The 15,333-nt window shown below is 44.2% G+C and carries 8 protein-coding genes; 1 reads left to right on the forward strand and 7 read right to left on the reverse strand.

All coding sequences use genetic code 11. From position 1 onward, the window contains the following. Positions 1-232: 232 nt before the first annotated feature. The 5 genes from QT998_RS10445 to QT998_RS10465 form a co-directional block, all read right to left on the reverse strand. Positions 233-3,025, reverse strand: coding sequence for an adenylate/guanylate cyclase domain-containing protein (locus QT998_RS10445; protein WP_333086914.1), 2,793 nt, complete (start codon positions 3,023-3,025; stop codon positions 233-235). Between the two features lie 273 nt (positions 3,026-3,298). Beyond that, positions 3,299-4,849: a PAS domain-containing sensor histidine kinase gene (locus QT998_RS10450; RefSeq protein WP_333114491.1), complete on the reverse strand. Its 1,551-nt coding sequence runs from the start codon at positions 4,847-4,849 to the stop codon at positions 3,299-3,301. After that, positions 4,846-5,382 (reverse strand): Rab family GTPase, encoded by a 537-nt coding sequence (locus tag QT998_RS10455; protein ID WP_194010105.1) that lies wholly within the window; start codon positions 5,380-5,382, stop codon positions 4,846-4,848. Before QT998_RS10455 ends, QT998_RS10450 begins: the two co-directional genes overlap by 4 nt. 2 nt (positions 5,383-5,384) lie before the next feature. Further along, positions 5,385-8,333: an OmpA family protein gene (locus QT998_RS10460; protein ID WP_333114495.1), complete on the reverse strand. Its 2,949-nt coding sequence runs from the start codon at positions 8,331-8,333 to the stop codon at positions 5,385-5,387. Positions 8,334-8,339: 6 nt separating this feature from the next. Continuing rightward, entirely contained in the window at positions 8,340-8,948 is a 609-nt protein-coding gene (locus QT998_RS10465) for a hypothetical protein (protein ID WP_333086907.1), read from the reverse strand. Between the two features lie 1,427 nt (positions 8,949-10,375). Between QT998_RS10465 and alaS the strand changes: the two genes are divergently transcribed. Beyond that, positions 10,376-13,027 carry an alanine--tRNA ligase gene (alaS, locus tag QT998_RS10470; RefSeq protein ID WP_333114497.1) on the forward strand — a complete coding sequence of 884 codons (2,652 nt, stop codon included), beginning with the start codon at positions 10,376-10,378 and terminating at the stop codon, positions 13,025-13,027. Here the strand turns inward: alaS and QT998_RS10475 are convergent. Then, positions 13,024-13,200: a hypothetical protein gene (locus QT998_RS10475; protein WP_333086904.1), complete on the reverse strand. Its 177-nt coding sequence runs from the start codon at positions 13,198-13,200 to the stop codon at positions 13,024-13,026. The two genes, alaS and QT998_RS10475, sit on opposite strands and share 4 nt — an antisense overlap. A gap of 149 nt (positions 13,201-13,349) precedes the next feature. Further along, complete coding sequence (locus QT998_RS10480) at positions 13,350-15,158, reverse strand: CHASE2 domain-containing protein (protein WP_333086903.1); 1,809 nt, start codon at positions 15,156-15,158, stop codon at positions 13,350-13,352. Positions 15,159-15,333: the final 175 nt, after the last annotated feature.

Consider the following 15,333-nt stretch of genomic DNA (forward strand, 5'->3'; position numbering starts at 1 on the left):
CTACAAAGTATTGTTAACTAACTTTAGCAACACTTTTAGTCATCAGCCAAATGACTCCTGACTCATGATATCAAATCCTCTCTTCATCGCAATAGTAAATTCACTGTTGACTGTTAACTGTTGACTGTTAACTGTTGACTGTTGACTGTTAACATCATTCCGATGCAACCGGAAACAATATGACTAATAACTACTGACTAATAACTACTGACTACTGACCACTGACTACTGACTACTTGTTTTTTTTTCTAACTAGCAGATAAGTTTTCATACCCCCTTTTCCTTTAACTTGAATAATTCCCCGTTCCTGAAATAAATATTGGTGTTCCAATAACTTATAAGTAGTTTCGCTGACTTGAATCCGCCAAGATATACCGTGAGACTCCATTCGGGAAGCAATATTTACCGTGTCGCCCCACAAATCATAAATAAACTTTTTGATGCCAATAACTCCGGCCACAACCGGGCCGCTGTGGATACCGATGCGGATGCTAAAAAATTTGTGATTCTTCTGATGAAACCGAGCCATTTCTGTTTGCATATCTAGAGCCAGTTTGGCGATCGCCTCAGCGTGATCTGCCCTGGGATTCGGCAGCCCTCCCACAACCATGTATGCGTCGCCAATTGTCTTGATTTTTTCTAAGCCGTGCTGTTCGCACAACAAATCGAATCTTGAAAAAACTTTATTGAGGAGTTCCACGAGAGCGATCGGATTCATCGTGCTAGACAAAGCGGTAAACCCCACAATATCTGCAAACAAAACCGTCACTTCAGGAAAATATTCAGCAATAGTAGTTTCATTTTGTTTGAGGCGTTCTGCTATTGCCTTCGGCAAAATATTTAACAGCAACTTTTCTGATTTTGCTTGTTCTTCCCGCAAGGCATCTTCAGCTTGCTTGCGTTCCGTAATATCGTGGTAACTCCAGACTCTGCCGATAATCTTGTCTCCCAGCCGCTGCGGTTCCGAATAGCGTTCAAAAAATCGGCCATCTTGAAATTCCAACAAATCGAAACTTTCGGCTTCTGGCTGATCGTAAAGCGATTCTATTCTGTCTTGGAATCCTTGGGGATCTTTGAGTTGGTTCAGCACAAAAGCGATCGTTGTAGCATCGTCTCGCAGCGCCATCACTTCATTAGGTATCCCCCACATTTCCACAAATTCTCGATTGAAACTGACTATTTTTCCGTTCCTGTCAATAGCTAAAATACCGTCAGCAGTAGAATCAAACGTTGCTTGCAGCAAAGACACCGATTGTGCCAGGGCATCTTCTGCCACTTTTCGAGCAGTAATATCTCGCAAAATAGCGCGAATCGCCACTAACGAACCTTCCGAAAATTTACAGCTTATGCTGCCTTCTAACAAAATTTGTTTTGAATCCTTCGTAATAAATATTACTTCGATAGAATCGGGATAAAATTTATCTTCATTAAAGTTATTTTTACTGATAGCTTGATATAATATATCCAGAGACTCAGGGGAACTGTTGGGATGAATAATATCAAAAACACTCATTTTAGCAATTTCTGCTTCGCTGTAGCCCAGAGTTTCCCGCCAAGCCCGATTTACATACAAAAAATGACCGTCATCTCCAATACTTTGAATTAAATCAGTAGCATTTTCAAATAAATCTCGCAGTTGTTCTTCGCTTTCCTGCAAGGCTATTTCAGCTTGTTTACGCTTAATAAATTGACCGAGTTGACTGCCGATTGTCCCCATTATTTGGAGCAATTCTTCATCAAAACTCCGCACTTCACAACTAAAAAAAGTCATCACTCCCAACACAGACTTTTCCGAAGTTTCCTGCTCGTAATCGCCCAAAATAGGGAAGGCAAAAGCTCCGTGCAGTCCTTCTGCAACAGCGATTTCTCGGCGCAGAAAAATGTCACTTTTTGTGACATCGGCAATCCACTCAGGGGAACCGCTAGCCCAAACGAGACCGGGCAATCCTTCGCCCAACTCACAGGTCATTTGTTCGCCAAATTCGGCAAATTTAGGGATAGAAACCGATCGTTTTCTCCAACTGACCACGCAGCGCAGCAAATTGGGGTCGGAAACCGCAGTTATTCTCTTACTTCCTGACAGCAGTTTTTCGCCAGCTTCCGGCATCCAAAGTTCGGCGGTATCCCATCCCAAACTATCACAAATTACGGGAAGAATTGCTGTTAGAGCTTTTTTGATTGTTTCGGATGTAGACAGGATACGAGTGGTGACGTACTGAGCTAGTTTTCGCTTGCGGGCTCGCTCTCTATCTGTAACGTCGCGGCCGATGTACACGAAATCTTGGAGGGCGGCTCTTGTTTGAGAAATTCCTTGAATTTCACTCGGAATTGGCGTACAGGAAAAAGCAACTGTGAACTTTTCTCCGGTTTTTGCCGTGCAAACTACTTCGACATTGCTTGGAGAGGATTGAGGCTGCTGTTGGCTGACTGCTTGCAAAGATTCACCATCAGCAGCAAGAGCGTTTATTTGCTGTCCTACTAATTCTGATTCGCTGTAACCGAATAAATCTTGAGTCGCTTGATTGATTTTTTTGATTTTTCCCGATGCAGTTGTCACCAACAAAACTTCAGCAATTGAAGTAATAATTTTTTCAACATAATTATTAGTAGCGGCTAAGGTACTCAATAAAATATTCATTTCATTGGTAGCTTGGACTAGAGTTTGTTCTAAACCCATCCTGTCGGTTACGTCTTCAAAAAATATAATTAATCTCTGATAATTATCGTCATTGCTGAATTCGACGATATACATATCAAAATAAAGCCGCGAGCCATTTTCTAGTACCCGAGTTATCGCTTTAAATTCAAAGTTTGGCAACCGCCCTTCAAAAATATCGATTAAAATTTCTTCAGTTCCCACTAATTCAGGAAAAGGAAGCCGCACATCGTTGCCGGCCGTTACTTCTTCGGGAAAGTCGGCGAAGCGCTGCACTTGGAAAGATGTCTCTTGGATTAAAAAGTCTTTATCGAGTGCTAGGTACTCCAGGTGGTGGGGAACCAACAGTTTTTTTAACAGGGTGTTCATGTTGGATTCTTAGTAGTGAATACGCCCTCTGTTCCTGATAGTTATCAATCAGTAAATTTTAGATTTATATCCTGTCCTATCGACTATCATAACAAAAACAGTTCGATCGCGCGTGCGTCCTCGTGTCCGTTCTTCTGCTGCGGACTAAAGTCCGCACTACGAACCAATTTTACTGCGGTTTATCATCAAACACGATATTACTCCATAGATGATCTGCAAGCAAGTACCCGTTTTTGAGCGGGGTAATTCCCAAATCGCAAATCGCAAATTGTATTATTTTTGTTGGTAAAATGGAATTGTGACTATAAAGGTAGTGCCTAACCCTGTCTCGCTGGAAAATTCGATTTGACCTCCGTGCAAGTCTACACACTGCTTGACTATAGATAAACCCAGTCCTGTACCGGGGATTTTTCCGACATTTTGGGCCCGGTAATAGGATTCAAATAGTTGTTCTTGGTCTTCTATCGGAATGCCAATGCCTGCGTCTTGAATTTTAAATATAGCTTTTTCATGATAACAATTTAATTGAAAATAAATATTGCTTTCGGTAGGTGAATATTTTACTGCATTAGAAATCAAGTTTGTCAAGATGTGCCGCAGCAATTTTGGATCGAGTTCGGGATCTGGTTGTGTTTTCTCCGAATCGCGATCGGATTTTTTCGCAGGCGGAGTTGATTGTCGGCAAATAAAGTTAATTTTACGATCTTTTCCCTCACTAATTTTAATTGATTCTACTAATTCGCTGCAAAATTTTTGCAAGTCAACTGGTGCGGGATTGAATTGGAGTTTTCCGGCTTCGGCGCTGCTGAGCAACCGCACATCATCTAATAGGTGAGCCATGTGTTTAGATGCTGATTTAACGTGTCCGAGATATTCTTGTTTTTCTGCGTGGGTGATTGAGTCGCCGTATTCTTTGAGGATTTGAGTAGCAAATAATACTGTATTTAAAGGATTGCCGAATTCGTGAGCAAGCATTGAAAAAAAACGAGATTTTATTTGTCTGAGTTCTTGCTCTTTTACCAAAGAACTACGAATTTCTATATCTTGTTGTTTGCGTTCTGTGATGTCTCTGCCGATATAGATGAAATCGTAAAGTCCTTGTAATTCTGTCTGAATTGCCGAACAGGAAAATTCTACCCAAATTTCTTCTCCTGTTTTGGTAGTACAGACTACTTCCAGTTCTCGGAGTAGCTCTTTTTGAGACAAAATATAGCGATGGCGAGCTTGGTAAAGCAAGGTTTCTTCGACTACTATTTTGGAGAGTGGATGGTCGATTAATTCTGCTTCGCTATACCCAAATAACCCTTGTGCCGATTGATTGACTGTTTTGATAATTCCTAAGGTTGTTGTCACTAACAAAGCATCGCCCATCGATCTAATAACTTTGTCTATATAATCTTTAGAAGCTGCTAGGGCGCTCAACAACAGATTAGCTTCATTCGCTCTCTGAATTAATGATTGCTTCATCACCATTTTTTCTGTGGCATCTTCAATCAAAATGAGCAAATTATTTGCCACACCTTGTTCGTTTTCATGTTCTACTGCCAACATATCGAAGTATAAAGGGTGGTTGTTGTCGGCAAACCGAGCGATACCTTTGATTTCAAAACTCGGCCGCCGTCCCATTGCGATGGAAATCAGGATATTTTCAATACCAATCAATTCGGGAAAACTGATGCGAGCATCTGTACCGGGGAGCGCGTCGCCGGGAGTATCGGCATAATGCTGTGCTTCGGCGGAGGTTTCCTGAATGATGAAGTTGTGATTTACTACCAGATACTCTGTTTGTCGCGGGCCTAAGAGTTTCTTAAAAAGGGAGTTCATGTTTGTTCTACCATTGTGTAAGCTAGTTTGTGGAAAATTTCGTCAACGTCTTGGCCTGTTTTGGCAGATGTGGTGTAAACTGCTATTACTTTGTCTTTAGCGATCGCATGGCAGATTTCCACTAGCATTGCCAATTTTTCTTCGTCTATCAAGTCTACTTTGTTCAAGGCGATGATAATTAACCCTTTGGGATTGACTGAAGAAAAAAGCTTAATGTGTTCGGGGATTCGCTCAACTGTTTCGGTTCGGCTGACATCGGCAACGATTAAAACACCGCTAGCTCCTTGCAAGTAAGTCGGTGCAATTCCTTTGAATTTTGTATGCCCTTCTAAGTCCCAAATCAGCAACTTGGCTGTGACGTTTGCCTGCTGTTTTATATTTTCTAATGTAATAATTTTGCTGGAAATTTTGACTCCTACAGTGGAGAGGTACTCGTCGCTGAATTGCCGATCGACAAAACGGCGGATTAAGCTGGTTTTACCCACGCCAAAATCGCCGATCATGCACATTTTTTTAGATATAGTAACTGACATAATTATTTGCCGTTTGCGGTCTTAGTTATTGGTTCAAATATCACGCATCTGCTCAAAAGTAGCGGTTGATTGGGTTCTACGCCGTCGGGTGAATTGGGGCTGGCGATCGTTTGAAGGCGCTTGGGGTCTGCACCTTGCCGCATCAAAGCATCTCGCACTGCTGCAGCACGCCGGAGCGACAGCCGTTGATTTGTGGCAACTTCGCCAGTTCCATCGCTGTGCCCAATTATCTTAATATGTTTTTGAGGATATCGATCCATGAATTTTTTGACACTGGCGATGATTTCTGCGGATGTTGAGTCTAATTTCGCCGTTCCTGGGTCAAAGTAGATGCGGCTTGAGATCTGGAGCGGATCTAGTTTAATCGTGCTGACGACGGACTGAACGCCGGGAATTTGTTTGAGGGACTGAGCAATTTTTTGTGAGTCTGCAGCGTCGGTGATTGTGCCCTCTACTGTCACTTTGCGATCGCCATAGCGACTAGAAATAGAAACGCCCTCCCTCTGGTTCAAAACAGCAGTAATTCGCTGCACTTCTCCCGCTGTCAAAACAGGGTCGGGAGGTACATCTACAGCGATTATTTGATTGTCTAATTTCAGATTTGGTACAGTTGATGCAGCTATTTTTTCGGCTTTTGCCCGCAATTCTGGATTTGGCAATTTTCCGGTTAATTTGAGAGTGTTTCCCTCAACGTCGGCGTTTAAGCGGTAAACTGCTAATTCTGGGGTCGATGCTAAAGCTAAAGCGACATTTGCTACCACGGGGCGGTCGATGCTGCGGCGATACTGATACATTCCCCAAGGTACTAAGATTAAGCTGAGGGCGAGTAAACTGATCCCGGCTAGGGCGATCGGGGGTTTTGTGGATTTTTCCTTGTCCAGCGGGTCGAATAAAGTTTTGATAAACGGGTGCAGCGACTCCGGTATAGTATCGGGGTCGCCGTTAAATTCGTGAATTAATTGAGCGTAACTAAGAATGAGATTGCTAAGTGTTTTCCGCAGTTTGTTGATGAACGATTCAGGCGGTTCTCCTTTAATTACGACTGCCATGTAGCAGTATCCCGCTACTTCTAGCAGAATTTTTGAGTCGCCGTATTCAATTTGATTGAGTTCGGAAACTTCACCAGGCTGAACGATACACTCGTTAACAAAGCTGCGAATAGCTGTGAGCATTCCTGCTACCATTTCTGATTCTAACTGATAACTTTCGGAGTGTTGAACTTCGGAAATTATTAAGCCTGATGCTTTGTGAATTAAGAATACTGCTTGGATGGTAAAGGGTACTGATTCTTTGAGGATCAATTCGGCTTCGGAGACTCCTTGTACTTTGGAGCGAATTTTGCGCTTCACTCCTTCCACGCTCATGGCATTTGACACTTTTTCATTGATTGTCTTGATAGCTTCTGTCATGTATCTGGCAATAGTATTGCCTATGACTGGATAGAGGGCATCCACCATTGCGTCTCGTTCGAGTTGTATTTGGGCTGTAATCGCTTTGCCCATTTCCGGGGCGAGGGCTTGGGCGATCGACTCTTGGTCAAGGCGAATTTGCTCTTTAATTGCCATGCCGATTTCTGGGGCGATCGCCTTAGCAATTTCTTGTGGCGAATTTTTTATTTGTTGAGCAAGGGCATCTGGGAGCAATTCAGCGATCGCCGAACTCATTGCTGGCCTGTTTTCTACCGTTTTTGCCCTAATGACTTCATCAATAATTGGCACGATCGCGTTAACAACTTCTTCTCGGGAATCGGTAATTTTGCGGCTAAGAATTTCTGCGATCCAAGGCAGCATCAGCGCGATCAGTTCTTGGGGATCGTGGATTTGGTGTTCGAGTTTTCCTAATTTATCGTTGATTGTTACCATCAGGTGACGCACACCGGGCAAGTCGTTTTGTTCGAGGAGATTTTTGACTTGCTCGATATCCGAGATTTGCGAGCCAAAAATCAGACTTTGCAGCCTTTCCATCGCGTTGTCGGCTTCATTTAAGTCTTGTTTAATTTCGCCTAATATTTCTGCTCGCTGCGATATCGGTGTCGGCTGTTCTGGCAACTCTGCCATCAATGGCAGCGAAGCAACCACCGCATCTAGATACATTTTTTCTGACGGCTGTGAAGGTGCGGAAACTGCGGCATTTGGATTAGTTGCTGCGGGTGATTCTAGAGTTTGGCGATCGGACAAATCCTCTAAAGCCGTGTCTAAATCCTGGGATTTTTCCGCCTGTACGTACTGAGGATAATCTGAAATTGTCAAGTCAGGCGATTCTCTCTCAAACTCCGAAACATCTGCGGAAATATCTATAGTTTTAGCGGAGGAATAGTTTCTTTCTAGTTCAGAACTGTTGAGTTTTTGAGTAGGGAAAAGCTTGCTTTTCGACTCGCCTACAACGGCCGGAAAATTTGTAGATTTGGGTTCGCCAGAGGCAGTTTTGTGCTGGACGCTCGCTGCAATTTCCTCTTGCTCTCGCTCAGAAATACCTAACAAATCCATCAACCCGCCGAGGGCTCCAGCTTGAGCTTTTTTGGTGTTGCTGTGACTTTCGGAATCGGGATTTTGCGGCGCTGCAATTTCCTCTTGCTCTTGCCGAGAAATACCTGACAAATCCATCAACCCGCCGGGAGCTGCGGCTCGATGGTTTTTGCTGTTGCTGTCAGCTTCGGATTGGGGAGATTGAGTGTTTGAGGGGGCAGTTGTGGTAATTTCCTCTGCTTCTGCTGAGGAAATAGGTAACAAATCCATCAACCCGTCGAGGGTCCCAGCTCGATGGTTTTCGCTGTTGCTGTCACTTTTGCAATCGGAATTTTGCTGGTTTGAATCAGCAATAATTTTGAGATCGAGTAACAGATTCAGGAATGGTTCTAGCTGGGTTGCTGCGCTGGCAGCAGACTCGTCAGGTTGAGAAACAAAACCCTCTAGCTGATTTTCACCTACTGGATTTTCTTTCGGTAAAGCCATGCGTGATTATCCGTGGTGGTGGCGCTCCGGCAACAAGAATTCGTTATTTAATTTATTATCAGTAACGCCTTTAAGTTCGGGGACAAATTCTGTTCCTTTGAGCCTCATGCCTAGTTCAAACAGAATTTCTGCCATGTCATCTCTGGAAACTTTAACGTCTCTGAGCATGGAAAAGCGGCGGTCGAGTTCTTCAAAAACCTGTGTTTTAAGAGTGCGGGTTTCTTCGGAGAGTCGCTCTCTGGTTTGGGAGAGTTCGTCGCGAATCGAACTGGTTTGATTGTCTATCGCTTCGTCGAGGGATTCTACGCTGCTGGAGAATTTGCGGTTAACGCGATCGATTTGCTGGCGGAGGTCGGCGTTTTCTTCTTGCGTGTTTGAGGTGAGCGATTTAACTTTCTTTTCTAACGAATCAATTGCCACCTTCATTTCTGCAGATAGAACTGTTTTTATCTGTTCGATGCGAGCTTGGTTATCTTGCTGCATCATTGACAGCTCAGAATCTATTTTATCGAAGCGATTGTCGTATTCTCTAAGCTGCGCCCCGAAAATTATATCTCGAATCTGGTCTATATTTCCCAGCCGTTCGCGCATTTCTTCTTTAGTGATTTCTGCCATGTTTGTACCTCGAATCTCCCGATATTGTGAGTTTTAGAACTGTGTGGAATTTTTTGTTAATTTGCCTGTCGAGCATTTTAAGTAGGCTCTAAAGACGCGCCTGCAGCTTTTTCTGTGGTGATTTATTACAACAGTTGGCTGCACTACTTTTTTTGACTTGACAGAACTCTATTGCTTGAAACTCTCACCCCTGTGTCGGGGAGGGGATTTTTTAGAGTTTTGACTCCTTTATATCCTGAGATTCAAATTCTTAGGGTGGGTTTTGTAACCTAAAATGGCGGTTTGCTATTCTTGCTTTGCAGCAAGCTCCTCAAGCTTAGAGTTTCCTGCTATACAGGGGATAGGTTTTAATGTCTTGTCTTGACTTTTCCATGATATCGCATCTTTGAGCGCGCCTAATGCTAGGGCATCTAGGTCACGGCAAAAAAAGGGGCGGACGCGCACCAGTGCAACTATCTATAATATCCTGTCTGGTCGATTCACAACGATAAAATTGGTTTCTAGTGCAGAATAAAGTCCGCACTACGAACCGTTTTTGTTACGATCGCAGACAGGACGTGATATCATATATGGCTCGAAAGATCCAACTCGGCGGTTAAAATCAGGACTGCACCAACTTTCCTCCGCATCCGCAGACTGAAGAATAAACATCGAACTTTCTCCCCGTCTTCCTCTCAAAAAGCGTAGGGCCCGATCGACAGCGATCAGACCCAATAATATGAGAGCTTTGTTTTTTCTAACAAACGAGATGTGTTTCCGGTAAAGAACGATTACTTACTAGGGTTGACAATTTGTGCAACTTTACTTTTAATCCGCAAGCACAATAAGTCTGACTCGACTGCGGTTTGGCTTAACTGCGCGATCGCTAGTTTTGCCACTATTCCAAGTTGTGTTCGGTTAATTTCGGCTGCGCTGGGGAATGTAGACCGGAGACACCATGCCTATATCCTTGAACTTTGCTTCTAAATATAGCGACCTCCTGTTTCTTTCTGTCCCGGTGTCTATTATTAAGTTAGCACGAGCTTTCGGAGTAGTAAAGCACTATTTGCAAAACTTGATAGGTCTTTACATTACTACGTATAATGATATTAATATCCACATAGATGTAAGTTAGGACTCACGCACTCCGAACAAAGAAACCGGGTTTTTTCACCGAGATTGAGGATTTTAAGCAAATACGCTTGGGTTAACACTGTTGATTCCCCGGAGATCCCCCTAAATCCCCCTTAAAAAGGGGAGTAGGGGTTGACTTTGAGAGCTTTCTTGTTCCCCCCTTCTTAAGGGGGGTTAGGGGGGATCGGGCTTAACTTAACCGTATTGGATTTTAAGCAAGTATTCTATTTAAAAAACCGGGTTTCTGGACATCCGTGCGTAAGTCCTATAAATTCTATTGTTGCTACATCTTCACATACTTAAGTGCTTTTCTCATGTCTATTTCTCCTAAATGTCTCAGTGGTAGCGAAATCCGCCAAACATTCCTCGACTTTTATGCCCAGCGGGGACATAAAATCTTGCCCAGCGCTTCTTTGGTGCCGGAAGATCCGACAGTGTTGCTGACGATCGCCGGAATGCTACAATTCAAGCCAATATTTCTCGGTCAGCGCGCCGCCACTTCGCCGCGCGCCACAACTTCGCAAAAGTGCATCCGCACCAACGACATCGAAAACGTAGGCCGCACCGCCCGCCACCACACGTTTTTTGAGATGTTGGGTAACTTCAGTTTCGGGGATTATTTCAAGAAACAGGCGATCGCCTGGGCTTGGGAACTTTCCACGGAAGTTTTCGGTTTACCAGCATCCAATTTAGTTGTGAGTGTTTTCCGAGAAGATGACGAAGCCTTTGCGATTTGGCGCGATGAAATTGGCATTCCGGGCGATCGAATTCAACGCATGGGAGAAGCAGACAATTTCTGGCAATCTGGCCCCACAGGCCCCTGCGGCCCTTGTTCCGAGATTTACTACGATTTTCATCCAGAAAAAGGCGACAATATCGATCTCGAAGATGATAGCAGGTTTATCGAATTTTATAACCTGGTTTTCATGCAGTACAATAAAGATGCAGAGGGCAACTTAACACCGCTGCAAAATCAAAATATTGATACTGGGATGGGATTGGAACGGATGGCGCAAATCCTCCAGAAAGTCCCTAACAATTACGAAACAGATTTGATTTTTCCGATCGTTCAATCGGCGGCGGAAATTGCCGGGATTGATTACCACAATAGCGATGAAAAAGTCAAGGTTTCGCTGAAAGTAATTGGCGATCACATTCGGGCTGTGGTGCACATGATTGCGGACGAAATTCGCGCGTCGAATGTGGGTCGGGGTTACATTTTGCGGCGGTTGATTCGCCGGGTGGTGCGCCACGGGCGGCTGATTGGAATTCAGGGCGAATTTACGGTGCGGGTGGCTGAAAGTGCGATCGCCCTTTCGGAAGCAGCGTATCCCAACGTGCGATCGCGCGAAGCTCAAATTAAGGCAGAATTAGCCAGGGAAGAGGCGCAGTTTCTCAAGACTTTAGAACGCGGAGAGAAGCTGCTGGAAGAAATTGTCGATCGCACAAAACAGCAAGCCAACCAACAAATCAGCGGTCAAGATGCTTTCACCCTTTACGATACCTACGGTTTCCCCTTAGAACTGACACAAGAAATTGCTGAAGAACAGGGAATTACGGTTGACTTGGACGGCTTTGAAGTCGCGATGAAGGAACAGCAAACTCGCGCCAAAGAAGCTCATCAAACAATTGATTTGACAGTGCAAGGTTCCTTGGATAAATTGGCTGAAACTATCCAGAAAACAGAATTTGTCGGTTATGCTGAATTATCTAGTTTAGCTGAAGTGGAAGTTATCTTAGTTGACGGTCAACCTGTGAAATCTGCAGAGGCGGGAACCGAGGTACAAATTGTGTTGAACCAAACGCCGTTTTATGCTGAATCCGGCGGACAAATTGGCGATCGAGGTTATTTGCAAAGCGGAGAGAATGGTCAGAGTTTGTTGGTGAGAATTGATGATGTGAAGAAGGAATCGGATTTCTTCGTGCATTTCGGCTTGGTGGAACGGGGAACCTTGAAACTAAGCGAAAAAATTACTGCAAAAATTGACAATAGCAGCCGCCGCCGAATTCAGGCCAACCACACAGCAACTCACTTATTACAATCAGCTTTGCGGCAAATTGTAGACAGTTCGATTTCCCAAGCTGGTTCCCTGGTATCGTCGGAAAGATTGCGGTTTGACTTCAATTCTCCCCGCGCTGTCACCGCAGAAGAGTTGCAAAAAATTGAGGATTTAATTAATAGTTGGATTGCTGAAGCCCACGCTGCAGAAGTTGCAGAAATGCCGATCGCCCTTGCGAGGGAAAAAGGCGCTACTGCGATGTTTGGCGAGAAGTACGGCGACGTGGTGCGGGTAATCGATTTTCCCGGCGTTTCGATGGAATTGTGCGGGGGGACTCACGTCAACAATACCGCAGAAATCGGGCTGTTTAAGATTGTTTCGGAGGCTGGGGTTGCGGCTGGTACTCGCCGGATTGAGGCGGTTTCGGGCCAAGCTGTTTTGGATTATTTGAATGTGCGAGACAAGGTTGTGCGCGATTTGGGCGATCGATTTAAGGCGAAGCCGGAAGAGTTACCCAACCGGATTACTAATTTGCAAAACGAGTTGAAGGATACTCAGAAACAGTTGGCTGCTGTAAAGTCGGAATTGGCGATCGCGAAATCTGACCAGTTACTAAATGCGGCTGAGGATCTCGGTGAATTCAAAATCATTGTAGCTCAATTGGGTGATGTGGATACAGAAGCGCTGAAAACTGCGGCGGAAAGATTGCAGCAAAAATTAGGAAATGCTGCGGTAGTTTTGGCCTCAATTCCTGAACCGGATAAGGTAAGTTTAGTAGCAGCTTTTAGTCCAGAAGTCAATAAAAAAGGATTGCAAGCTGGCAAGTTTATCGGGGGAATTGCTCAACTTTGTGGCGGAAAAGGAGGCGGGCGGCCTAATTTGGCGCAAGCTGGCGGACGTGATGTTAGTAAGTTGCCGGAAGCGTTAAAAAGTGCTCGCAATTTGTTGATTGAAGGGTTGGGTTAGTTGACTGTTGACTGTTGACTGTTGGCTGTTGACTGTTTCCTGCTGGCTGTTGACTGCTGGCTGTTGACTGTTGACTGTTGACTGTTGGCTGTTGGCTGTTGGCTGTTAAGAAGAAGGGCGGGCCCGCACCATCCACCGCCCCTACTGACTAATGATATCAAATCCGGTTGCATCGGAATGATTCAGATATATATTCTCGGACTCTGTGTACTCTGTGTTCTAGCGCCGGTTAAATCATTCCGATGCAACCGGAAACGATATGACTAATGACTAATAACCAATAACTAATAACCAATAACCAATAACCAATAACTAATAACTATTACTTTTCGCCCAAAATAGCATAAACCACAGTCTCTTCTTGTTTGCCCCGTAATTGAATCGATCCTACTTTTTGGCCTTCGTAGCGATCGCACACGTAATCAAAAGTCTTCCCCGTCACCAACAAATTAAAAGGACTGTCAGAAACAATTTGCTTATTCATCGCCTCCAATCTAGCGGCAACATTGACAGCATCGCCGATCACAGAATAATTCAAACGCCGGGAACCGCCAACGCTACCAGCAATTAACTGTCCGGTATGCAAACCTATGCCAAACTTAATTAAAGGTTTGCGTTCAATTCTCAGCTTCTGGTTAATTTCGTTCAGTTTTTCGTGCATGGCGATGCAAGCCGCAACTGCATTCAAAGCATCTTGTTGAATTGCGGGATATTCTGTTTGGCAAAAAGGCACTCCAAAAACTGCCATAATTGCATCGCCGATGTATTTATCGACAACGCCGCCGTGATCCATAATACAGTCAGTCATCGCTTCTAAATAATTGTTCAGCCAGGTGAGTAAATCCCGCGCGGGCATTTTTTCAGAAATCGAAGTAAAACTGCGAATATCCATAAACAGCACAGTTGCTGTAAGTTCTTGAGGTTCGAGTTCTCCTTGTTCAAATATCTCCGCTTTGCGCTTCCAAATAAGCTGAGCAGTTTCGGGGGCGACGTGCTTTTCAAACAACCTCATTAACTGCTGTTTTTCGTATTGTTCCCGCAGTTGCAAAGCAGTGCTTGATAATATTAAAGTGCCGATGGGTGCGGCAATGGGAATCCACCAAAAATAGTAGCTAAATAATACAGCAGCGGCGGCAATCCAAACGACAGGTAAACCGAGGGTGATCGCAATTCTCTCTTTAACACCTCGGTTGCACAGAACCAAAGCCGTCAGCGGCCCAATTCCCAACAATAAAAAAAATTCTAACAGTACCGGTAGCCGCTGCAGCAAGCGTCGATCGAGTAAATTGTCAATCAACGCCGCATATAAATAAACCCCAGCCGTAGTTTTGTTGAGAGGGGTAGATATCTGATCGACACCGGTAGCGACGACACCAACTAAGACTAATTTATTCGCGAAAGCATTTTCAGGAATTCTACCTTTTACAACATCAACAAAAGCGTAGGTTGGTAGATTTTTTGTTTTCCCTGGCCAGTTAATCCAGACTTTTTGGTCTTGCATATTTTCTGGCTGCGGCAGCAATACAGGATTTTGCGGGTTAGCAGCATTATACCTCTGAACCATTGCTAAACCGAAATTAGGAATAGATCCCAGAAACATTGTTGAATCGCGGCTAATGCCGTCGCTGTTGGCCTCGTGCATTATGTGTCCGACACCTGCGGCTACTGCTTTTAAAGATGCTACTGGTTCTTCTTTGGTGGTTCTCGGGAGTACAACTTTGCCATTGGCGGCGATCGCCTCCGCTAAAATATCATCTTTCGGACTCGGATCGAGAAAAAGAATGTCGAAGCCAATTGCTGTGGGGGGAGATTTTTTCAGCGCCTGCAGCAATTCGGCGTAGCGATTGCGCGGCCAAGGAAATTTACCGTATTCCTGCAAGCTTTGGGGTTCGATCGCAATTACGGCAATTCTCGAATCCCACCCTGGATTTGGCAAAATTCCCGATTCTCGAATTTCAAATAGTGTTTTGTATCCTAAATAGTCTAGGGGTTTCCACATTCCCAAGTGCAGCATTAGTACAGAAACTACGCCTGCTAAAGCACCTGTCATCCAGGGAGGATTTGTGATTATATATTGCCGGATGGCGATGGGTTGACGTTTGAAATGCTCAATCAGTTTTTTGAACTTCATGCAATTAATATAACACTATAATTGATATCAAATTATCTCTTTATCGGAATAGTAAATTCACTATTAACTGTTAACTGTTGACTGTTGACTGTTAACATTAAGTAGGTAGGCGGGAAAAAAACTATCTATGTAACAAAACATTAAGTTACCTAATTGGAGTTAAACTTAAGACGTT

The organism is Microcoleus sp. S1D4, from assembly GCF_036700765.1.
Taxonomy (GTDB): domain Bacteria; phylum Cyanobacteriota; class Cyanobacteriia; order Cyanobacteriales; family Microcoleaceae; genus Microcoleus.